The 21,164-nt window shown below is 52.2% G+C and carries 18 protein-coding genes and 6 tRNA genes; 8 read left to right on the top strand and 16 right to left on the bottom strand.

Translation table 11 applies throughout. The annotated features are described in order from the left end of the window. Positions 1-19: 19 nt before the first annotated feature. The 4 genes from LZP96_RS14705 to LZP96_RS14690 form a co-directional block, all read right to left on the bottom strand. Positions 20-95 (bottom strand) — tRNA-Lys (locus LZP96_RS14705). A gap of 3 nt (positions 96-98) precedes the next feature. Further along, positions 99-174: transfer RNA gene (locus LZP96_RS14700), tRNA-Val, on the bottom strand. A gap of 39 nt (positions 175-213) precedes the next feature. Further along, a tRNA-Val gene (locus LZP96_RS14695) sits at positions 214-289 on the bottom strand. 43 nt (positions 290-332) lie between these two features. Then, positions 333-408 (bottom strand) — tRNA-Val (locus LZP96_RS14690). Between the two features lie 257 nt (positions 409-665). Between LZP96_RS14690 and gltX the strand changes: the two genes are divergently transcribed. Next, entirely contained in the window at positions 666-2,081 is a 1,416-nt protein-coding gene (gltX, locus tag LZP96_RS14685; RefSeq protein ID WP_064326907.1) for a glutamate--tRNA ligase, read from the top strand. A gap of 43 nt (positions 2,082-2,124) precedes the next feature. On the opposite strand, the gene LZP96_RS14680 is transcribed toward gltX, so the two are convergent. Then, positions 2,125-2,520, bottom strand: coding sequence for a YfeC-like transcriptional regulator (locus LZP96_RS14680; protein WP_064326906.1), 396 nt, complete (start codon positions 2,518-2,520; stop codon positions 2,125-2,127). A gap of 1 nt (position 2,521) precedes the next feature. Next, positions 2,522-2,884, bottom strand: a complete 363-nt coding sequence (locus LZP96_RS14675) for a YfeC-like transcriptional regulator (protein ID WP_064326905.1) — start codon at positions 2,882-2,884, stop codon at positions 2,522-2,524. A 216-nt stretch (positions 2,885-3,100) separates the two neighbouring features. Between LZP96_RS14675 and LZP96_RS14670 the strand changes: the two genes are divergently transcribed. From LZP96_RS14670 to LZP96_RS14660, 3 genes are all read left to right on the top strand, one after another. Further along, positions 3,101-3,176 (top strand) — tRNA-Ala (locus LZP96_RS14670). A gap of 36 nt (positions 3,177-3,212) precedes the next feature. Continuing rightward, a tRNA-Ala gene (locus LZP96_RS14665) sits at positions 3,213-3,288 on the top strand. 202 nt (positions 3,289-3,490) lie between these two features. Continuing rightward, on the top strand, positions 3,491-5,686 hold the full coding sequence (locus LZP96_RS14660; protein ID WP_064326904.1) for a sensor domain-containing phosphodiesterase: 2,196 nt from the start codon (positions 3,491-3,493) through the stop codon (positions 5,684-5,686). A gap of 38 nt (positions 5,687-5,724) precedes the next feature. On the opposite strand, the gene nupC is transcribed toward LZP96_RS14660, so the two are convergent. Beyond that, positions 5,725-6,912: a nucleoside permease NupC gene (nupC, locus tag LZP96_RS14655; protein WP_064326903.1), complete on the bottom strand. Its 1,188-nt coding sequence runs from the start codon at positions 6,910-6,912 to the stop codon at positions 5,725-5,727. 347 nt (positions 6,913-7,259) lie between these two features. Here nupC and LZP96_RS14650 point away from each other — a divergent pair, with 347 nt between their 5' ends. Further along, complete coding sequence (locus LZP96_RS14650) at positions 7,260-8,498, top strand: Nramp family divalent metal transporter (RefSeq protein ID WP_064326902.1); 1,239 nt, start codon at positions 7,260-7,262, stop codon at positions 8,496-8,498. Positions 8,499-8,545: 47 nt separating this feature from the next. Here LZP96_RS14650 and LZP96_RS14645 read toward each other — a convergent pair whose 3' ends face one another. Both LZP96_RS14645 and mgrA read right to left on the bottom strand, forming a co-directional pair. Continuing rightward, positions 8,546-8,893, bottom strand: coding sequence for a DUF2502 domain-containing protein (locus LZP96_RS14645; RefSeq protein ID WP_258926130.1), 348 nt, complete (start codon positions 8,891-8,893; stop codon positions 8,546-8,548). A gap of 126 nt (positions 8,894-9,019) precedes the next feature. Beyond that, complete coding sequence (gene mgrA, locus LZP96_RS14640) at positions 9,020-10,018, bottom strand: L-glyceraldehyde 3-phosphate reductase (protein WP_064326900.1); 999 nt, start codon at positions 10,016-10,018, stop codon at positions 9,020-9,022. A 184-nt stretch (positions 10,019-10,202) separates the two neighbouring features. Between mgrA and ipdC the strand changes: the two genes are divergently transcribed. Then, complete coding sequence (gene ipdC, locus LZP96_RS14635) at positions 10,203-11,858, top strand: indolepyruvate decarboxylase (protein ID WP_064326899.1); 1,656 nt, start codon at positions 10,203-10,205, stop codon at positions 11,856-11,858. Here ipdC and LZP96_RS14630 read toward each other — a convergent pair whose 3' ends face one another. Continuing rightward, complete coding sequence (locus LZP96_RS14630; RefSeq protein WP_064326898.1) at positions 11,859-13,094, bottom strand: ion channel protein; 1,236 nt, start codon at positions 13,092-13,094, stop codon at positions 11,859-11,861. It abuts the gene before it with no gap. Between the two features lie 204 nt (positions 13,095-13,298). Between LZP96_RS14630 and glk the strand changes: the two genes are divergently transcribed. Further along, on the top strand, positions 13,299-14,264 hold the full coding sequence (glk, locus tag LZP96_RS14625; RefSeq protein ID WP_064326897.1) for a glucokinase: 966 nt from the start codon (positions 13,299-13,301) through the stop codon (positions 14,262-14,264). Positions 14,265-14,290: 26 nt separating this feature from the next. Here glk and LZP96_RS14620 read toward each other — a convergent pair whose 3' ends face one another. Beyond that, on the bottom strand, positions 14,291-15,028 hold the full coding sequence (locus LZP96_RS14620) for a LytR/AlgR family response regulator transcription factor (protein ID WP_064326896.1): 738 nt from the start codon (positions 15,026-15,028) through the stop codon (positions 14,291-14,293). Between the two features lie 14 nt (positions 15,029-15,042). Continuing rightward, positions 15,043-16,740, bottom strand: coding sequence for a sensor histidine kinase (locus LZP96_RS14615; RefSeq protein ID WP_258926129.1), 1,698 nt, complete (start codon positions 16,738-16,740; stop codon positions 15,043-15,045). Positions 16,741-17,113: 373 nt separating this feature from the next. Between LZP96_RS14615 and alaC the strand changes: the two genes are divergently transcribed. Then, positions 17,114-18,349, top strand: coding sequence for an alanine transaminase (gene alaC / locus LZP96_RS14610; RefSeq protein ID WP_064326894.1), 1,236 nt, complete (start codon positions 17,114-17,116; stop codon positions 18,347-18,349). Positions 18,350-18,396: 47 nt separating this feature from the next. Here alaC and ypdK read toward each other — a convergent pair whose 3' ends face one another. From ypdK to LZP96_RS14595, 4 genes are all read right to left on the bottom strand, one after another. Then, the gene (gene ypdK / locus LZP96_RS24225; RefSeq protein ID WP_157685374.1) at positions 18,397-18,468 is read right to left on the bottom strand and encodes a membrane protein YpdK; all 72 of its coding nucleotides are present in this window, start codon (positions 18,466-18,468) and stop codon (positions 18,397-18,399) included. A 355-nt stretch (positions 18,469-18,823) separates the two neighbouring features. Next, complete coding sequence (lpxP, locus tag LZP96_RS14605; RefSeq protein ID WP_064326893.1) at positions 18,824-19,741, bottom strand: kdo(2)-lipid IV(A) palmitoleoyltransferase; 918 nt, start codon at positions 19,739-19,741, stop codon at positions 18,824-18,826. Between the two features lie 340 nt (positions 19,742-20,081). Then, positions 20,082-20,459 (bottom strand): hypothetical protein, encoded by a 378-nt coding sequence (locus tag LZP96_RS14600; protein ID WP_232462948.1) that lies wholly within the window; start codon positions 20,457-20,459, stop codon positions 20,082-20,084. A gap of 134 nt (positions 20,460-20,593) precedes the next feature. Next, the gene (locus LZP96_RS14595; RefSeq protein ID WP_064326891.1) at positions 20,594-21,133 is read right to left on the bottom strand and encodes a DUF2058 domain-containing protein; all 540 of its coding nucleotides are present in this window, start codon (positions 21,131-21,133) and stop codon (positions 20,594-20,596) included. Positions 21,134-21,164 lie beyond the last annotated feature (31 nt).

Genomic DNA, 21,164 nt, shown 5'->3' with positions numbered 1-21,164 from the left:
TTAGGGCGCCTTTTTACATTGGTGGGTCGTGCAGGATTCGAACCTGCGACCAATTGATTAAAAGTCAACTGCTCTACCAACTGAGCTAACGACCCGAATGGTGGGTGATGACGGGCTCGAACCGCCGACCCCCTCCGTGTAAAGGAGGTGCTCTACCAACTGAGCTAATCACCCTGACTTCGGTACTACATTGACAAGAATCTTCGTTGAGAATGGTGGGCGATGACGGGCTCGAACCGCCGACCCCCTCCGTGTAAAGGAGATGCTCTACCAACTGAGCTAATCGCCCATTCTCAAATTCTTATCTACACGGCGAGTCTACATGAAGTAGATGGTGGGTGATGACGGGCTCGAACCGCCGACCCCCTCCGTGTAAAGGAGATGCTCTACCAACTGAGCTAATCACCCCCGCTGTGTGGAGTCGCATTATAGGGAGAGTTGAAAATGAGTCAACGCCTTTTCTGAATATTTTGTTTGTTCGTCGTAAAATTAGTCAAAACGATCGCTGAATGGGCAAGGGCGCATGATTTATAAACAAAATTCGTAAACCTGCATATCAAACAGGGAACATCATTGAGGAATCAGCCCACAGTGATAGAATATTGCCCATTGTTTTTTTCCAGCATTTGCCGGTCGTCGGCATCTTTATAACGTAAGGCCATTTCATGAAAATCAAAACACGCTTCGCGCCAAGCCCGACAGGCTATTTGCACGTCGGCGGTGCACGTACTGCCCTTTACTCCTGGCTTTTTGCCCGTCATAACGGCGGTGAGTTCGTGCTGCGTATTGAAGACACCGATCTTGAGCGTTCGACGCCGGAAGCTATCGAAGCCATTATGGACGGGATGAACTGGCTGAATCTGGAGTGGGATGAAGGTCCTTACTTCCAGACTAAACGTTTTGACCGTTACAACGCCGCCATTGACGAGATGCTTAACGCGGGCACGGCGTACAAATGCTACTGCTCCAAAGAGCGCCTGGAAGCATTGCGTGAAGAGCAGATGGCAAACGGCGAAAAGCCTCGCTATGACGGCCGTTGCCGCCATGATCACAGTGAACATGCTGCTGATGAACCTTGCGTGGTGCGTTTCGCCAACCCGCAGGAAGGTTCTGTTATTTTCGACGACCAAATCCGTGGCCCGATCGAATTCAGCAACCAGGAGCTGGACGACCTGATTATTCGCCGTACTGATGGTTCCCCAACCTATAACTTCTGCGTCGTGGTCGATGACTGGGATATGGAAATCACCCATGTGATTCGCGGTGAAGATCATATCAACAACACGCCGCGCCAGATAAACATCCTCAAAGCGCTGAACGCGCCTGTTCCTGTTTATGCACACGTTTCCATGATTAACGGTGACGACGGTAAAAAGCTGTCCAAGCGTCACGGTGCGGTAAGCGTAATGCAGTATCGCGATGATGGTTATCTGCCAGAAGCCTTGCTGAACTATCTGGTGCGTCTGGGCTGGTCCAGTGGCGACCAGGAGATCTTCAGCCGTGAAGAGATGATCAAGCTCTTCTCACTGGGCGCGGTGAGCAAATCAGCCAGTGCATTCAACACGGATAAGCTGCTGTGGCTGAACCACCACTATATTAATACGATGCCTGCGGAATACGTTGCTACCTATCTGCAGTGGCACATTGAGCAGGCGAACATCGATACCCGTACCGGCCCTGAACTGGCCGATCTGGTTCGCCTGTTGGGCGAGCGTTGCAAAACGCTGAAAGAGATCGCAGAAAGCTGCCGTTACTTCTACGAAGATTTCAGCGAATTTGACGCCGATGCGGCGAAGAAACATCTGCGTCCTGTGGCGCGCCAGCCGCTGGAAGTGGTGCGTGACAAGCTGCAAGCCATCACGACCTGGACTGCCGAAAATGTGCACCATGCGATTCAGGCAACGGCTGACGAGCTGGAAGTGGGGATGGGTAAAGTCGGTATGCCGCTGCGCGTCGCGGTAACTGGCGCGGGCCAGTCTCCGGCGCTGGATGTGACCGTCCATGCGATTGGTAAAACGCGCAGCGTGGCGCGCATTAACCAGGCTCTGGGCTTTATTGCGGAACGCGAAAGCCAGCAATAAGTGACAAGGGCAGCATCATAACGGCAGGGAGACCTGCCGTTTTTTATGCCTGTTCGTCTGCTATTCCCAGCCGCCTGAGAAACCCGTTGATTCCCTCTCTTAACAGCAAGCGCTCAAGATGGTCTTGTTCCGGCTTTGTCATTTTTGCCAGCACGTCGGAAATCTGAGGTGAAAGGGCAGGCACAACAGGGCGAGCGTAGGAGGGTGGCGTCTCTTCCAGCTGATAAACGGACTGTTGCAGACGCATCGATGGCAGACTCTTAATATGTTCCCGCACTCGCGCATCCACATAAACCCATCGGGCGCGACCGCCTTTGACACCGTTTATTCTTTCGGTTTTCCATCCTTTCTCGCGGATCCAGCGATTCACCGTTTGTTTTGCCATCCCGAGCGTGATGGACAGCTCTTCCGTGGTCATTTTGCTCCGTAGTGTTTTCATATCAATTCTGGTCGCGAATCCCTAAGCGTTGTAGCAATCCGGTAATTCCGTCCCGTAGTAATAAGGAGGTCATCTGTTTGCGCTCGTCGGGTGTCATTTCATTCGCCAGCGTCAGGAGTAAAGCATGCAGTGGACTCTCACCCGCGACGTTTTCGGGAACGTCAGGCGCATCCGTGGCTCTGCGCGCGCTGCGAATAAATTCCCGCACGTTTTCATTTACGTGTACCAGACGCGCTTTCCCTCCCTGAACGCCGGGCCTTGGCGATGTCATCCAGCCCTCTTTGCGCACCCATTTATTGATGGTCTGTCGGCTGAAACCTGTGAGCCGGGCTAACTCTTCTGGCGTCATTCGTTCCTTGATCATGCAATTTCCTGAGTAAGAGTATGGTTAATAGAGGTTCATTTTATAGCACCCTTTTACGTGAAAACGTGACAGGGTTAACTCATGATTGCGAGGAGGGCCGCAAGAAGATTCATTTGCATGATTTTTCAGCGGTTGAGAGCATCCGGATGATTTTGCCGTTGACACCCCGCGGAGGAATTCATATTATGCCGCCCGTCAACACGACAGCTTTACGTTGGGGCTATAGCTCAGCTGGGAGAGCGCTTGCATGGCATGCAAGAGGTCAGCGGTTCGATCCCGCTTAGCTCCACCAAATTCTCACCCAAAGAATTTGGAACGTAAAATCTGTGGGGCTATAGCTCAGCTGGGAGAGCGCTTGCATGGCATGCAAGAGGTCAGCGGTTCGATCCCGCTTAGCTCCACCAAAATTCTAACCCTCGCTGCAAAGCGGGGGTTTTTTTATGCTTTCGTAAAATGATCTCTTCACTTTTGTTATCAACCTGTCTGTTTTCTAAACCACGAAGCGCAAAATCGGTCTAAATGTAGACCACAACTTGATTCACGCTATGAATAAACCTAATATTCCTAAGGCCAATATAATGCCGGGATGAATTGTCAAATAAATTAATGAAAAGTAAATCAGGTAATAATTTAAAAATATTTATGCTTGCGCAAATATTGTGCCTGCTTGCTGTCCCTTTGGCTCGCTCTATTTCACCTCGCGCACTTATCGATGGGGTCGACGTCTATTTAGCCTGGCTACCCTTAAGTTTGATGCTGGCGATAATTCTGCTGTTTGGTCGGCGGGGAATTATTCCCGTTATTACGAGCTTTGCCCTGGTCAACGCCCTGAGTTTCGATCTCACTTTTTTACAGCAGGCTGTTCTGTTGTTTTGTCAGGTTTTTACAGTATTTGCCGCGTGTGGCGCGCTTCGTCTGCAGTTAGGCCGCCGCTGGCGCTATGGCGTACCTAACCGTCACCTTGGTGTGCGCCTCTTCTGGCTGGGGTTTATTATTCCGCCGGGCATCAAACTCTCCATGTACCTGGCCGGACAACTCTTTGATTTTCCCGTTTCACTGTCAACGTTCTTCGGTGACGGCAGCGCCATTTATCATATTATCGATATTCAAAGCCTGATATGCGCGGGCTTAATATTTACGATGATGTTCTATTATCCGTTAAGAATGATTATTAATCCTCGCTATGCCAGAACTTTCTGGCTGCGCAGTATTAAGCCCTATATTAGTAAAAACAGCGCTCTTTTTACATTCACGTGGCTAACGCTTTTAGGGCTCGTTCTCACTATACTTTGCGCGCCTTTTGAATCGCCATTCATTGCGGGTTATCTGGTACCGGTGATTTTTATTCTGTTTACCGCCGCTATCAGCCGATTAAGTTATGCGCTGGTTTCGCTCTGCTGGGCATTTTCGGCGCTGACGCTGCTGACCTATAACAAAAACTTTCTTAATGGTGTAGAAACGGGATACTCACTCTCCTTTGTTCTGTCCGTACTGATTTCCTTTACGATTTGCCTCTTATACATGTGGCGTATTTATCAACGTACCGAGTGGCTGAAACGAGGCTGGCAGGAGAGGGCGCTAACCGATCCGCTAACGGGACTGGCAAACCTGCGTGCGCTGGAGATTTATTTGACTGCTCAACCTGACGCGAAAATTTGCTGTTTGCGCATGGATAACCTTGAGTTTCTCAGTCGTCACTATGGCATGTTGATGCGCGTACATTGTAAGCGCGCTATCACCCAGTCGGTTCAGCCTCTTTTGCAGAGTGATGAGAAATTCTTTCAGCTTCCTGGCAGTGAAATGGTGCTGGTTTTACTGGGCCCGCAAACGGCTGAACGGTTGCAACATATCGTCGATCTGCTCAATAACCGGAATTTTTACTGGAACAATACGGCACTGGATATTGAATTTGGCGGCGCGTGGGGTGAGGTAGAAGGCCGCAGCGGGGATCAACTAAATCATACGTTGGGTCAACTGAGCTGGCTTTCTGAGCAGTCCTGTATTGCGCATACGGTGCTCGCCTTAACCCACAGTCAGGAGACGGTTTCCGGCCAAACAACAGAGCGCGTGCTGATGCTCAGCCGGATTAAACGCGCGCTGGATGAGGACGGCGTCAAACTCTACGCTCAGCCTATTCAAAACGTGGCGGGAGAGGGGTATCACGAGATTCTTTCACGTCTGGAGAGTGACGGGGAACTGATCTCGCCCGACCGGTTCATTCCGCTGATCGCGCAGTTTAATATGAGCCATCGCTTTGACCTTACGGTGCTGGAAAAGCTGCTTCTGTGGCTGCGTGCACACCCCTCGCCGCACAGCGTGACCCGGTTCTCAGTGAATCTGATGCCGCTGACGCTGATGCAAAAAGAGATTGCCTCGGAGATTATTGCCCTCTTTACCCAGTATGGAATCGATCCGCAGGTGGTCATAATTGAGATCACGGAAGAGCAGGCTTTTTCCAGTTCGGATTCCAGTATTCAAAATATTCAAAAGCTGAGCGAGTATGGCTTTAAAATCGCCATTGATGATTTTGGCACCGGCTACGCCAACTATGAACGGCTGAAAAGGCTGGAGGCGGATATCATCAAAATCGATGGCTCATTTGTGAAAGATATCTGTACCGACAGTATGGATGCGATGATCGTTAAATCCATCTGCAACCTGGCAAAGACAAAATCACTCACCGTTGTGGCGGAGTATGTGGAAACGGATGCGCAGCGGCAGTTGCTGCTTGCTTCAGGCGTGGATTATTTACAGGGGTACTTGATCGGTAAACCGCGTCCGCTAGAGGAATCGCAGGCGTAAAAAAACCGGAGCCAGGCTCCGGTTTCGTTTGAGGTGGTTTACAGAACCAGTGCTGCGATAGAAGCAGACAGGACGCTCACCAGCGTTGAACCATAGACCAGCTTCAGACCAAAGCGGGAAACCACGTTGCCTTGCTCTTCGTTCAGACCTTTAATCGCACCGGCGATGATGCCGATTGATGAGAAGTTGGCGAAGGAGACGAGGAATACGGACAGGATACCTTCAGCACGTGGAGACAGGGTGCTGGCGATCTTCTGCAGATCCATCATGGCCACGAATTCGTTAGAAACCAGTTTGGTCGCCATGATGCTGCCAACCTGAAGCGCTTCATGCGCTGGCACACCCATAACCCAGGCAATAGGGTAGAAGATGTAACCCAGAATGCCCTGGAAGGAAATACCCAGCACGGCCGCAAACAGCGCGTTCAGTGCGGAAATCAGGGCGATGAAGCCGATCAGCATGGCGGCTACGATCACGGCCACTTTGAAGCCTGCCAGAATGTATTCACCCAGCATTTCGAAGAAGCTCTGCCCTTCATGCAGGTTGGACATCTGAATGTTTTCTTCGCTGGCATCAACGCGGTATGGGTTGATCAGGGAGAGTACAATAAAGGTGCTGAACATGTTCAGTACCAGTGCCGCAACCACGTATTTAGGTTCCAGCATCGTCATGTACGCACCCACGATAGACATGGAAACGGTAGACATCGCCGTAGCTGCCATGGTGTACATACGATTGCGGGACATTTTGCCAAGAATATCTTTATAGGCGATAAAGTTCTCAGACTGACCCAGAATCAGGGAGCTGACTGCGTTGAATGATTCCAGTTTACCCATGCCGTTGACCTTGGATAACAGGAAACCAATCGCACGAATCACTACCGGCAGAACGCGGATGTGTTGCAGAATACCGATCAGCGCAGAGATAAAGACGATAGGGCACAGCACTTTCAGGAAGAAGAATGCCAGACCTTGATCGTTCATGCTGCCAAAGACGAAGTTCGTCCCTTCGTTAGCAAATCCGAGCAGTTTTTCGAACATTTCGGAGAAGCCTTTCACGAAACCCAGGCCTACGTTGGAGTTCAGGAAGAACCACGCAAGTAATACTTCAATAACGAGCAGTTGAACAACATAACGAATACGAATATTTTTGCGGTCAGTGCTGACCAGCAATGCAAGTGCAGTAACGACTACAAGTGCCAGGACAAAATGAAGGACGCGGTCCATATTTGCTCCAAATATGAGGCAGGTTTAATTTCCGTGCACATTCTATGTAACGTCGACAAAGAAAACGAGATCAAGACCACACTATAGTTACATCCTGTGACGAGTCTCAAAAATAGTGATCAACAATACATTTTTGTTATGTTAGGTAAATGAGTGAAAAGTTAAGTTTGTGTGCTACGCTTCACAAATGTGTATGATTTCACCGCCGTGACGTCATTCAGCATTCCCGCCCGATCTATTGTTCCAGGCTATCAGAGAAATCAACAACAACCATTTAAATGATCTTGATAATCATTCTCATTTTGATAGCATGAAACATAGCAAAGGCTATATTTACAGAGGCAGAAATGACAAACAGTCGCGTAGAGGGTAGCAGTGGCAGAGCCGCGCGCAAGTTGCGCTTTGCATTAATGGGACCTGCATTCATTGCGGCTATTGGCTATATCGATCCAGGTAACTTTGCGACGAATATTCAGGCAGGAGCCAGCTTCGGCTATAAATTGCTGTGGGTGGTCGTCTGGGCAAACCTGATGGCGATGCTGATCCAGGTACTCTCTGCCAAGCTGGGTATTGCGACGGGCCGAAACCTGGCAGAGCAAATTCGGGAACATTATCCACGCCCCGTCGTCTGGTTTTATTGGGTGCAGGCCGAAATCATCGCCATGGCAACCGATCTGGCCGAATTTATTGGGGCGGCGATTGGTTTCAAGTTGATCCTGGGCGTTTCCCTGCTCCAGGGGGCTGTACTGACCGGTATCGCCACCTTCCTGATATTAATGCTCCAGCGTCGCGGGCAAAAACCCCTTGAGCTGGTTATTGGCGGCCTGCTGCTTTTTGTGGCGGCTGCGTATATCGTCGAGCTGGTCTTTTCGCAACCCAATCTGGTGCAGCTGGGTAAAGGAATGGTCATCCCAGCCTTGCCGACAACCGAAGCGGTATTTCTTGCCGCCGGGGTGTTAGGGGCGACAATCATGCCGCATGTGATCTATCTGCACTCTTCGCTGACGCAGAATCAGCATGACGGATCCCGACAGGAGCGCTATTCAGCGACGAAATGGGATGTGGCTATCGCGATGACCATCGCCGGTTTTGTTAACCTGGCGATGATGGCGACCGCTGCCGCTGCGTTCCATTTCAATGGGCATACGGGTGTTGCCGACCTGGATCAGGCTTATCTGACGCTTGAACCGCTGCTGAGCCATGCGGCGGCGACGATTTTTGGGCTTAGCCTGGTTGCTGCGGGCCTCTCTTCCACGGTGGTAGGGACGCTGGCGGGGCAGGTTGTGATGCAGGGTTTTGTGCGATTCCACATTCCGCTGTGGGTACGTCGTTCGGTCACCATGCTGCCGTCGTTCATCGTGATTCTGATGGGGCTGGATCCGACCCGGATTCTGGTGATGAGCCAGGTCTTACTGAGTTTTGGTATTGCGCTGGCGCTGGTGCCGCTGCTGATTTTTACCAGCAACCCAACGCTGATGGGGGATCTGGTTAACTCAACCCGCGTAAGACGCCTTGGTTGGTTAATTGTGGTCCTGGTGGTGGCACTCAACCTCTGGCTGCTGGTCGGCACTCTCCTGGGGTTATAAATGAAAAAGGAGCCCTGGGGCTCCTTTTTGAATAGCGTTTATTAAATTTAGCGATGATGCCCGCCGTGACCATGTCCGTGTCCGTGACCACGATGCCCACGGCGATCGTCCCGGTCGCTCCAGCCTTCACGATAACCGCGTTCATAGGCCTTGCGGTTGTCCCAGCCACGGTGGCGACCATTGTCATGTCTCCACCAGCGGTCATTACGCCATTCGTAATGACGACGCCAGTAATCGCGGTCGCGCCAGCCGCCGCCGTCCCAGTAGTTACCATAATTATCACGATCGCCAATCTGTAATTTGATGGATGGCAACAGGGTGATCTCGCCAGCATTAGTGACCAGCGGTGCTGCTGTAGCCAGTAATACCGCTGTCAGAATCAGTGACCTGAACATTTTTATTCTCCTTCACGATCGGGGCCGTAAAAGGCCTGTTAACGCAATATTACGGGGCGGTAAAGCCCCGTATAATCGCCTCAACTCCTAATTCATGGAGGGGAGCACTTTTTGCTAAAAACGCGCTTAATTTGAGCTATTGAGAATCGTGTCGATTCTCTTCAGTTCATCCGCCGTGAACTCACTGTTTTTCAACATGGCAACGGCATCGTCAATCTGCGCCGTTTTACTGGCCCCGATCAGAACGGACGCCACGGTGTTGTGACGCAGGACCCACGCCAGCGCCATTTGAGAGAGCTTTTGTCCCCGGTTTTCTGCCAGGGCATTCAGCTGTCGAACCTTCGCCAGTTTCGCATCCGTAATCTGGTCCGGATTAAGGAACTTGCTGCCGCTCGCCGCTCGGGAATCCGCCGGGATGCCATTCAGATAACGGTCGGTCAGCTGGCCGCCTGCTAGCGGGGAGAAGGGAATACAGCCCACGCCTTTTTCATCCAGAACAGACAGTAATCCCTCTTCCGGACCCCGTTCAAACATCGAGTACTTCGGCTGATGAATCAGGCAAGGCGTGCCCAGATCCTCCAGAATTGCCGTCGCCTCGCGTGTTTGCGTTGCGGAGTAGTTAGATAAGCCGACGTACAGGGCTTTCCCCTGACGCACTATCTGATCGAGGGCTTTCATGGTCTCTTTCAGCGGCGTGTCCGGATCGGGACGATGATGATAGAAGATGTCGACATACTCCAGACCCATGCGCTTAAGGCTTTGGTCGAGGCTGGCAATCAGGTATTTGCGCGATCCCCAGTCGCCATAGGGGCCATCCCACATTGTATAGCCCGCTTTGGTCGAGATAATTAACTCGTCTCGGTACGAGGCAAAGTCCTCTTTAAAAATGCGACCGAAGTTGGATTCTGCCGATCCCGGCGGTGGGCCATAGTTGTTCGCAAGGTCAAAATGGGTGATGCCCAGTTCAAAAGCACGTTGTAAAAGTTGACGACTGTTGTCAATGAGGGTGGTGTCACCAAAGTTATGCCACAGACCCAGAGAAACGGCAGGGAGCTTAAGCCCGCTCTGACCACAACGACGATATTGCATTGTCTCGTAACGATTTTTGTCCGCCTTGAAAACCATACTGGTGACCTCTGACGTAAAAGTTAATCTGCAGTGTATACGCTTACACGCACGCTTTGGACATCAGATTAATACACACTTTCTCGTAAAGCATTCGTTCCACTCTCTACTTTTCGCCTTTTCTGGACAGGTATCACGCTTCTTTAATACTCAAGATGAGTTTAACGTCAGAAGGACACCTGTTATGCGAACCCCATATTGCGTCGCCGATTACTTACTCGAGCGTCTGTCACACTGCGGTGCCGGGCATCTGTTCGGCGTTCCGGGTGATTATAATTTACAGTTTCTCGACCACGTCATTGAGAGTAAAACGATCGGATGGGTGGGCTGCGCCAATGAGCTGAATGCGGCCTATGCCGCAGACGGATATGCCCGTTGCAACGGGTTTGCCGCCTTGCTGACGACCTTTGGCGTGGGTGAACTGAGCGCTATGAACGGTATCGCCGGGAGCTTTGCTGAGTATGTTCCCGTCCTGCATATCGTGGGCGCGCCGGGTACCGCTGCGCAGCAAAAAGGGGAGTTGCTGCACCACACTCTGGGAGACGGCGAGTTTCGACACTTTTACCATATGAGCGAGCCCATCACCGCAGCGCAGGCCATTCTCACCGAACAAAATGCCTGCTATGAAATTGACCGGGTTCTCTCCGTTATGCTGCGCGAGCGGCGTCCCGGTTACCTTATGCTGCCCGCGGATGTGGCAAAAAAACCTGCCACTCCCCCTGTAAGCGCTCTCACGTATCATGCCGCGTCCGACGATACGGCCTGTCTGAACGCCTTCCGCGAGGCGGCGGAAAAACGTCTGACGCAAAGCGGACGTGTCGCTCTGCTCGCCGATTTTCTCGCGTTGCGCTATGGTCTTAAAGCGCAACTTCAGGAGTGGGTCACTGAGACGCCCATGGCGCACGCCACGATGCTGATGGGGAAAGGTCTCTTTGACGAGCGGCTGCCGGGCTTTAACGGAACCTACAGCGGTTCGGCCAGTAACGACGCCGTAAAAGAGGCCATCGAACAGGCTGATACCGTTGTCTGTGTCGGCACACGATTTACCGATACCCTGACCGCAGGCTTTACCCACAAGCTTACGGCCAGGCAGACCATTGAAGTCCAGCCCCATGCGGCCCGTGTCGGCGACAGATGGTTTACCGGCATCCCGATGACGCAGGCGGTGGCAATCTTGTCTGAGCTGTGCAAAGTGCACGTTAAGGATAAAAACGTAGCGCGGCCCGGTGAGGTGGCGTTTGATTATCACCAGGGGCGCCTGACGCAGGATAATTTCTGGAAAACGTTGCAAACCTTTATACGCCCCGGCGATATCATTCTGGCGGATCAAGGCACGTCGGCGTTTGGCGCGGCAGCGCTGCGTCTGCCTGCGGACGTCAACTTTATCGTTCAGCCGCTTTGGGGATCGATTGGTTATACGCTGGCGGCGGCCTATGGCGCCCAGACGGCCTGCCCACAGCGGCGGGTGATTGTCCTGACGGGGGACGGAGCTGCGCAGCTGACTATTCAGGAGATGGGGTCCATGCTGCGCGACGGCCAGCGCCCGGTTATTCTGGTCTTGAACAACGAAGGTTACACCGTCGAGCGTGCGATCCATGGGGCAACGCAGCGCTATAACGATATCGCGCTATGGAACTGGACGCAGGTACCGAACGCGTTGAGCCAGGACTGTCAGGCGCAATGCTGGCGGGTCAGCGAGACGGTACAGCTGGCAGAGGTGCTGGAGAAAGTCGCCCATCATGACCGACTTTCTCTGATTGAAGTCATGCTGCCGAAAGATGACATTCCGCCGCTTTTAAGCGCCATTACCACGGCGCTGGAAGCGCGTAACAGCGCCTGATTATTTATCGTTTCGCCAGGCCATTAACATCGGCTTGCCCGCCAGCAGGAGCCAGGCGGGCAGCATCACAATGCAGAGCAGGGGGAGCAGCGTGGTATCTGGCACCACGGCGGCTGCCATAAACAGGCTCAGCCACGCATCCCGGGTCACCACCAGCACCAGCCCCAGAATCGAACAGGAGACGGTAATCGCGGCGGGAACCGCATCAACGTGCTCATGCAACATCAGGCCTAACGCCACGCCGATAAATACTGCCGGGAATATTCGCCCGCCGCGAAAACCGCACGCTGCCGCTACCACGACGGCAGCCAGTTTGACGATGGCAAACAAGAGGTAATCGGACACGCTGAAGATCTGGCTAAAAGCCATCTGCTGCATCTCGTCCAGCCCTTTAAACAGGGTGATAGGCCCCCCGATGGCACCGAGAATACCCAGCAGGAACCCTCCCACGCCAAGGATCAGCACCGGATGTTTCAGCTTATGGACCAGACGATGCAGACGGGGCAAACACCATACCGCAACCATGCCCAGCGCAATCGCAATCGCCACCACGATGGCTCCGCTGAAAATATCGGCAATCTGCATCTGGCCGTAGTGCGGAATCGGCAGCGAAAAGTGAGGATGGAAAAACAGGCTCGTGGTCAGCGCGCCGGCCGCCGCCGCCATCAGCGGAGCAAAAAGGCGATCCCACAGGGGAACGTCCTGGTTACCGCTCAGGGTCTGAGAAAAAATCAGCGCAGCGGCGACAGGCGTACCAAACAGCGCGCCGATGGTGCCCGCCGACGCGAGAACCGTCCAGTCCAGCATGCCCACGCGAGGAAGCAGTCGCGAGCCGATATAGACCGCAAGGGCGATATTCACCGCCATGATCGGATGTTCAGGACCCAGACTGACGCCACCGGCCAGACCGACAATCAACGCAATGATAAGCCCGGGCAGTGCCGAGGGCGCGACGGGCGCACCAATCAACGGTTCCAGTGCCGGATCGGGGCCAGCATGTCCTGGACTGAAGCGAATCACCAGCCCCACCACCACGCCGGTGAGGGTTAGCATCAGGATAATCCAGGCAGGCGAGTCAAAACGGACGCCGAGCTGTAACGGAAGGGAGGTCCAGAGCAACGTCTGCAACGTTGACGCGACTTTCATTACCACAATCAAAATCAGGCTGGAGGCGATACCAATGATCAACGCAGGGAGCGCTAACAGCAACATGGTCCTGGCGCGCGGATGGAGCATGATGATTTCCTTGTACAAAAGCAATGATGTGACTTTGCACATTCAGTTTGACGGCAATAGTGCAAAAGGTGCTGAAACGGTAAAGTGATTCTGTGACCATGATCGATAATTCTGGGGCATTCACCTTCAGGTCGTTGTTGTTATCACGCCTTGAATTTACAGTGTCCCAAAGATTTATTCTGACTTTAGCGGAGCAGTAGAAGAATGACAAAGTATGCTTTAGTAGGTGATGTCGGTGGCACCAATGCCAGGCTGGCACTCTGTGATGTGGCGAGTGGGGAAATCTCCCAGGCGAAAACCTACTCCGGGCTTGATTATCCCAGCCTGGAAGCGGTCGTGCGCGTCTATCTGGATGAGCACAACGCGAGCGTAGAGGATGGATGCATTGCCATCGCCTGCCCGATTACCGGTGACTGGGTCGCGATGACGAACCACACCTGGGCATTTTCTATTGCTGAAATGAAAAAGAACCTGGGTTTTGCCCATCTCGAAATCATCAATGACTTTACCGCCGTTTCTATGGCTATTCCCATGCTGAAACCGGAGCATTTAATCCAGTTTGGCGGCGATAAACCGGTGGATGGCAAACCCATTGCGGTCTATGGTGCCGGTACGGGCCTCGGGGTGTCGCATCTGGTGCATGTAGACAAACGCTGGATCAGCCTGCCGGGAGAAGGGGGGCACGTCGATTTCGCACCTAACAGCGAAGAAGAGGGCATCATCCTGCAGGAACTGCGCGCCGAACTGGGCCATGTCTCTGCCGAACGCGTCCTGTCGGGGCCGGGTTTAGTCTATTTGTATCGCGCGATTGTGAAGTCGGACGGGCGTCTGCCGGAAAATCTGCAGCCAAAAGATGTCACCGAGCGTGCGCTTGCCGATAGCTGTATCGACTGCCGTCGCGCGCTGTCGCTCTTCTGCGTCATCATGGGCCGCTTTGGCGGTAACCTGGCGTTGAACCTGGGCACCTTTGGTGGGGTGTATATTGCCGGGGGCATCGTCCCTCGCTTCCTCGAATTCTTTAAAGCGTCGGGCTTCCGCGGGGGCTTCGAAGACAAAGGGCGCTTTAAGGCCTACGTACAGGATATTCCTGTCTACCTGATCGTGCATGATAATCCGGGCCTTCTGGGCTCTGGCGCGCACCTGCGCCAGACGCTGGGACAGGTGCTCTGATTTGCTGTAACCCTCGCCATCGGGGGTTACAGATGCATCAACTGCCTGAATTCCTTGACCCGACTGCGACTCACCGGCACCTGAAAATCCAGATCCTTCAGGCGTAAAATGTAGGTGTTGTTAAACCACGGCTCGATTTCGCGGATCTTGTTGAGATTGACGCAAAATGAACGGTGACAGCGGAAAAAGTGTGAGGCGGGCAGTTTGCTGCAAAATTCGGTGATATTCATCGGCATCACATAGGATTCACGACGCGTATAGACGAAGGTCATTTTCTCGTGCGCTTCGGCATAGTAAATATCGTCCATGGGCGTCACGATAATACGTTCGTCCTTCACCAGGTTCAGGGTGTCATTTTCCCGGGTGGTGGCATGAGTGGCGCTTTGCTGCGGACTATTTTGTTGCTGCCACGCCAGCTCCAGCTTTTGCAGCATGGTGACGATACGCGACTCCTGATATGGCTTCAGAATATAGTCGAAAGCCTCGAGTTCAAAGGCTTCAACGGCATGCTCCTTCCAGGCGGTAACAAACACGATAAAAGGCTTATGGGCAAACTGATTGATGTTTTGCGCCAGCAGTACCCCGTCAAGAGACGGGATATTGATGTCCAGAAAAATGGCGTCAACCCGGTTGTGCTGCAAAAACTTCAACACATCCAGCCCGTCTTCAAACGTGCCTACAATCTCCATCTGGCTGTGGGTTTTTATCAGCCAGCTCAGCTCCTGTTGGGCGAGGAATTCATCTTCCACAATGATGACTTTCATGCGTCACTCCGTACTTATGGCAACAACAGCGTCTGCGCAGGAACGGGAGACCGTTCATTTGGGACATAAAACGTGATTTCCGTTCCCGGCTCGAGACGGCGAATATGCAGCCCCTCGCCGTAGAGCAGCTTCACGCGATGATGGACATTGAGCAGGCCAATTTTATTCCCCGGCATTTCATTGGACTCCACGCGGGCAATGACCGCGGGATCGATACCGTGTCCGGTATCACGCACTGAAACACGCACGCGATTACCGCTCTCTGCAATACTGATGGTGACCACGCCTTTGCCCTTACAGGGCTGGATACCATGAACGATTGCGTTCTCGACCAGCGGCTGAATCAGCAGGCTTGGGATCACGCAGTTTACCTCTTCATCAATATCGTAGATCACCGTCAGCTTGTCGCCGAAGCGCGCCTGTTCAATGGCGATGTAATCTTTTATCTGATACAGCTCTTTTTTGATGTCGATCTGCTCGTCATCTTTCAGTTCAATGTTATAGCGCAGGTAACGCGACAAATTATAAATAAGCTGGCGGGCAGTATCCGGATTCATGCGAATGGATGACGAAATTGCATTGAGGGCGTTAAATAGAAAATGAGGATTAATTTTACTTTGCAGGGCGCGCAACTCAGCCTTATTTGCCATTTCCCGCAGTTGCTCGGCGCGGGAGACCTCAAGCTGCGTCGAGATAATCTGCGACAATCCTACCGCCATCTCCTGAAGAGAGGAGGTGATCTGGTGCGCGTGGCAGTAATAGATTTTTAGCGTGCCGGTAACGACCCCTTTCTCCCAAAGCGGGATCACCAGCATCGAGTGGATCTCCGGTGTGCGGTGCGCTTCATCATTGTTTTTAATGATTATTTTACCGTAGCGAAGCGCCTGGCGGGTGGTGGGGCTGACGGTGTCATCGTTGTCCCGATAGTTATGTTCGCCCACGCCGACATAGGCCAACACATGATCAATGTTAGTGATGGCCACTGCGTCCGCATGGATATCGCGGCGGATAATGTTGCAGACCTGGCGCAGGGATTCAGCATTCACGTGGCGAAACAGCGGCAATGTTTTGTTGGCAATATCGAGCGCCAGCTTTGCCTGACGCGCAGCGATGGCCTCTTTTTCCCCTTCCACGCTTTGCACCAGCAAGACGATAAAACCGATGCAGACGCTCCCCACGATCATCGGAATGCCAATTTTGGAGACGATATCCAGCCCCAGCGCGGTGGTGGGTGCCCAGGCCACGACGAGGATCATGGTGAGCGTCTCACACAGCATCCCCGCCGCAATGCCCACTTTCCAGTGCTGTTTTTTCGGTATTTTACGGTTAATCCAGCCGGAGAGAATGCCCGCGATGATGCTGGTGATAAAACACGGAACGGCAGTCACGCCCCCGATATCGATTAAATAGCGATGCGTACCCGCAATGAGGCCGGTGATGATCCCCACCCAGGGGCCAAACAAAATCCCGCCCGACATCACCGCGATAATGCGTACGTTAACCAGCGATCCTTCTACCGGTACGCCGGACCAGGTACTGAACAGCGCAAACAGTGAAAAGATGGCGGTTACGGCCAGCAGTTCGCGCGGAGAGTGCGCCGATTTATGCAGAAGCTCACGAAAGAGCCGGATACGGATCAGAAAGAACAGGCAAATGAGCATTAATGCTGCACGATCAAAAACAGCCAGCAGCATATCGAATATTTCGTGCACGGGGAGACCTGAAGCGACGGGAAAAACCTATGATAAAAAACCTGGCGCCAGATGACCAGACATCATAGTTTTTTATGAAACGGGGAAAAACCATAATTTGCAAAGGGGATTGACCAGTTTAACCGTCCTGTCGGGCCAGGGGAGGGAGAAAGGTTACCGCTGTAACTGCATTGATATCATGATGTTAAAATATTACCGCATTCCCTTTTTCGCTTCCGCTTTTTCACGCTGGCGGGTTCCGGTTTTATTCAGCCCACAATTTTTAATTTTTCCTCTCGACAGCACGATTTTGTTCAGGTTATTTTCTAAACACGCCACACACGTGGCAGCGTCGCTCGGACGGTCCGGGCGCTAACGTCTCACAGAGGAATGTATGGCTGAATCCAGTCCTGAACGCCGTTTTACGCGTATCGATCGTCTTCCCCCTTATGTTTTCAATATCACGGCTGAACTCAAAATGGCTGCGCGTCGGCGCGGCGAAGACATTATTGATTTCAGCATGGGTAATCCCGATGGTCCTACGCCACCGCATATTGTTGAAAAACTCTGCACGGTGGCCCAGCGACCGGATACGCACGGTTATTCGACGTCACGCGGAATACCGCGTCTGCGTCGCGCTATCTCCCGCTGGTATCAGGATCGTTATCAGGTGGATATCGACCCCGAAACGGAAGCCATTGTCACCATTGGTTCCAAAGAGGGGCTGGCGCACCTGATGCTGGCAACCTTGGACCACGGCGATACGGTGCTGGTGCCCAATCCAAGCTACCCCATTCATATCTACGGTGCCGTGATTGCGGGCGCCCAGGTCCGTTCTGTTCCGCTGGTGCAGGGCGTTGACTTCTTCAACGAGCTGGAACGCGCTATCCGCGAAAGCTATCCAAAACCGAAGATGATGATCCTGGGCTTCCCGTCGAACCCCACGGCGCAGTGCGTTGAGCTGGAGTTCTTCGAGAAGGTGGTCGCGCTGGCGAAGCGCTATGATGTGCTGGTGGTACACGATCTTGCCTATGCGGACATCGTATACGATGGCTGGAAAGCGCCGTCCATTATGCAGGTTCCCGGCGCACGTGATGTGGCCGTCGAGTTTTTTACGCTCTCTAAAAGCTACAACATGGCTGGCTGGCGTATCGGATTCATGGTGGGGAATAAAACGCTGGTGAACGCGCTGGCGCGCATCAAAAGCTATCATGACTACGGCACCTTTACGCCACTGCAGGTGGCGGCGATTGCCGCGCTGGAAGGCGATCAGCAGTGTGTTCACGATATCGCTGCACAGTATAAGCGTCGCCGTGACGTGCTGGTCAAAGGGTTACATGAAGCGGGATGGATGGTAGAGATCCCTAAGGCCTCGATGTACGTCTGGGCCAAAATTCCTGAACCCTATGCGGCGATGGGATCGCTGGAGTTTGCAAAAAAACTCCTGCAGGACGCCAAAGTCTGTGTCTCACCCGGGGTCGGTTTTGGCGAATATGGCGATACGCATGTCCGTTTTGCCTTAATCGAAAACAGCGACCGCATCCGCCAGGCGGTCAGAGGCATTAAGGGCATGTTCCGTGCCGACGGGCTGCTCCCTTCAGAAAAGAAAAATCCTGCCGAATCTGCATAAAAAAACAGGAGCCAATGGCTCCTGTTTTTAAACTGTCTTTTCTTCGCTCAGATCATCAGGGCAAAGGTACCGGCCCAAACTAAAACAATGACCGAAACGCCCATAAAGAAATATTTCACTTTTCATCGCTCCGCGCATCTCAGGACACGCATTTAAAAACAGAGTCCAACTGAGTATAGAGAGTTGAAGTCGGGCTCAAACGGAAATAAGAATTATCCCGTGATGCCGCCGACGCCCGCTCAGAATTCTGTGCATCCCATTGCCAGACGGCGCTAATGTACGCTTAATTTTATAGGGTGACAAGTGTCATTTTTTTAAATAATTTCTGATACTTACGAGTGTCGTGGAACGGCGACAGTTTTGTTTCGGTACGCAATAAATATCATTTGAGCGACGAGTCAGGAAGAGAGGCGTTGACGATATGCAGGTGTTTGATAAGGTTAGTTTCCTGGCGAAACTAACCTTAAATTAACATTACAGATAGAGGGAGGGTTCACCGGGCGGGCGCGTTTTGAAGCGACGATGCACCCACAAATACTGCTCCGGGGCACGCATGATTTCTTTCTCGATCACGTTGTTAATGTAGGCGGCTGCCGCCTGCTCTTCATCCGGATAGTTATGCATTTCCGGCGTGATATAGAGGCGATAACCCGATTTATCCGTTTTCCTCACCATGGTGACGGTGAGCATAGCCGCTTTTGACAGACGAGAAATGACAAAGGTGCCGTTGGTGGTCGCCACATTGTTGACGGCGAAGAAGGGGGCAAAGCTACTGCCTTTACGCCCGTAATCCTGATCGGGGGCGAACCAGACGGCTTCCCCTTTTTTCAAGGCGCCAACCAGTCCGCGCAGGTTATTGCGGCTGATCATCGCTTTATTCGACCGCATCCTGCCGCGTGTTTGTACCCACTCCATCAGGGCGTTGTTATGGGGGCGGTAGGTTGCCATCATGGGCTGGCATAGTCCCATCACGCGGCCACCCAGTTCCAGAGACATAAAATGGACCCCGACGACAATAACGCCGCGGTTTTTTGCCTGTGCCTGTTTCAGGTTGTCCAGCCCCTCAACATCAAACCATTTACGCACGCGTTCATCGGGCCAGAACCATGCCATGCCGGTCTCGAGTAAACCCATGCCAAGGGATTTAAAGTTTTCTGCGATCAGTTTTTCGTGTTCTTGCGGATTTTGATCGGGGAAGCAGAGTTCGAGATTTCGTCGGGCAATGGATTCACGACGTTTGAGGAACGGGCGTGATGCGGTGCCTAATTTAGAACCAAAGAAAAGCAGTGCTGGGTAGGGCATCTGGACAAGTAACCAGAGAAGGCCAACGCCAAACCATGTTAGCCAGTAACGTGGATGAAGAAAATCACGTTCAAATTTGGATTGAGACAAGTTATAGGACCTATGTAAAACCTGAACAGGTAACGCAAACGAAGCGCTACAGTATGAAGATGAAGACCGCAGTTCGGGGTCGTGGTTTCAGGCTTTACCGATCTTTACGGCGTTGCCAGACCACAGCCAACGCAGGGTGGGCTGCGTACTGTAACATCCTTACAGACTCTGTGCTACGACTACTTTTTGTAGCATATCAAGTGAGTATAGCGCTGCCAGATTGCTCTTACATCACAGGCAAATGACAATTTTTCTGCCGGGAAAACAGGCGCGGGGGCTTTATAAGTGGGTAATGACTGTTTAGCCCCCAGGTGTTTGCAGAGAGAATTAATGACGTTACTTACGATGTGGTTATTTGCGGTTTGTGATAACGCGGCAAATCGATAATATCGTAAGTAAAGGTCTCTTTCAGATAACAGCGATCGGGCGTTTCGCTGTCAGCATAAACCATAAAATATTCCTGCGACTTTTCAAACTCAATGAGGTTATCGCCATTTTTAAAGCGGGTGACCAGAAAGGGAATATTATCCTGCGTTTTAGCATGCCGAACGCCAGAGGCAATTTGAAAATGATCGCCCCATTTCATGGTGCTGAGGTGGTATTTAAAACTGGAAATGATGACGTTTTTACGCAATGAACAGGAGAGTTTTATCGCCGTAGCAGCAAAAGAAGAGGTGCTGAATAAGGTCAACAGGCTGAGGATGAATAAGGTTTTCAAGAGGGACTCCATTCGTTGGCTGACAAAGGTCAGTGTGAGGACGCGTCAAGCGCGAAAGAGGACGGCAGTGGAAGAGCCCACTGCCAGAGCGTGGCCGGTCACGAAGCAGAGGTTCGTGTCCCGGTTAACAGTCATTACCACATCAGATCGTCAGGCACGACAAAATCGGCATAAGGATCTTCTTCATCCTGCGCTTGTTCACTGAGTTCAGCGCTAACGACAATATAGCTGGCATCACGTTGGGCAATTTTATTTGCCACAACGGAAGGAATAATCGCATATTCGCTTTCACTGGCGTTATGCGTAACCAGACGCGCAATGGCGAGGCGGCCATTGATTAATTGCGACTGCGTGACTTTATCGACATAGATTTTTTTTATCAGATTATTGTCTGTGAAGTTATAACCAATGTCGCCTTTTGACACGGTGATGCGATTCATTTCGATCAGCTGTTTGATCTGGGCTTTATACTCTTTGGTTAAGGCAGCCTGTTTTTGCTGTTCACTTAACTGCTTGTCACGCTCCAGCTGAGCCTGCTTGTTGATCTCCACCGCTTCTCTTGCCTCACGCGCCTGTACGCGGGATTTTTTGGTGGTTTTCTGCACTTTTGCCAGCTTTTTACTGCTGACTAGTCCCGCTTTGAGCATCTGCTCTTGTAATGTTAGCTTTGTCATCTTCGTTTCTGGCGTCAGTCAAATGTTGTGC

Origin of the sequence: Huaxiibacter chinensis (genome assembly GCF_022171985.1) — a bacterium.
In the GTDB taxonomy this organism is placed as follows: Bacteria; Pseudomonadota; Gammaproteobacteria; order Enterobacterales; family Enterobacteriaceae; genus Enterobacter; species Enterobacter chinensis_A.
The sequence above is the reverse complement of the archived record's forward strand: the minus strand, read 5'-3'. Positions and strand labels throughout refer to the sequence as shown.

What these genes read in the sequence shown, in the direction of transcription:
- gltX (WP_064326907.1), top strand. Translation starts at nt 666, where the DNA reads ATGAAAATCAAAACACGCTTCGCGCCAAGCCCGACAGGCTATTTGCAC.
- LZP96_RS14680 (WP_064326906.1), bottom strand. Translation starts at nt 2,520, where the DNA reads ATGAAAACACTACGGAGCAAAATGACCACGGAAGAGCTGTCCATCACG.
- LZP96_RS14675 (WP_064326905.1), bottom strand. Translation starts at nt 2,884, where the DNA reads ATGATCAAGGAACGAATGACGCCAGAAGAGTTAGCCCGGCTCACAGGT.
- LZP96_RS14660 (WP_064326904.1), top strand. Translation starts at nt 3,491, where the DNA reads ATGAAAAGTAAATCAGGTAATAATTTAAAAATATTTATGCTTGCGCAA.
- nupC (WP_064326903.1), bottom strand. Translation starts at nt 6,912, where the DNA reads ATGGACCGCGTCCTTCATTTTGTCCTGGCACTTGTAGTCGTTACTGCA.
- LZP96_RS14650 (WP_064326902.1), top strand. Translation starts at nt 7,260, where the DNA reads ATGACAAACAGTCGCGTAGAGGGTAGCAGTGGCAGAGCCGCGCGCAAG.
- LZP96_RS14645 (WP_258926130.1), bottom strand. Translation starts at nt 8,893, where the DNA reads ATGTTCAGGTCACTGATTCTGACAGCGGTATTACTGGCTACAGCAGCA.
- mgrA (WP_064326900.1), bottom strand. Translation starts at nt 10,018, where the DNA reads ATGGTTTTCAAGGCGGACAAAAATCGTTACGAGACAATGCAATATCGT.
- ipdC (WP_064326899.1), top strand. Translation starts at nt 10,203, where the DNA reads ATGCGAACCCCATATTGCGTCGCCGATTACTTACTCGAGCGTCTGTCA.
- LZP96_RS14630 (WP_064326898.1), bottom strand. Translation starts at nt 13,094, where the DNA reads ATGCTCCATCCGCGCGCCAGGACCATGTTGCTGTTAGCGCTCCCTGCG.
- glk (WP_064326897.1), top strand. Translation starts at nt 13,299, where the DNA reads ATGACAAAGTATGCTTTAGTAGGTGATGTCGGTGGCACCAATGCCAGG.
- LZP96_RS14620 (WP_064326896.1), bottom strand. Translation starts at nt 15,028, where the DNA reads ATGAAAGTCATCATTGTGGAAGATGAATTCCTCGCCCAACAGGAGCTG.
- alaC (WP_064326894.1), top strand. Translation starts at nt 17,114, where the DNA reads ATGGCTGAATCCAGTCCTGAACGCCGTTTTACGCGTATCGATCGTCTT.
- LZP96_RS14595 (WP_064326891.1), bottom strand. Translation starts at nt 21,133, where the DNA reads ATGACAAAGCTAACATTACAAGAGCAGATGCTCAAAGCGGGACTAGTC.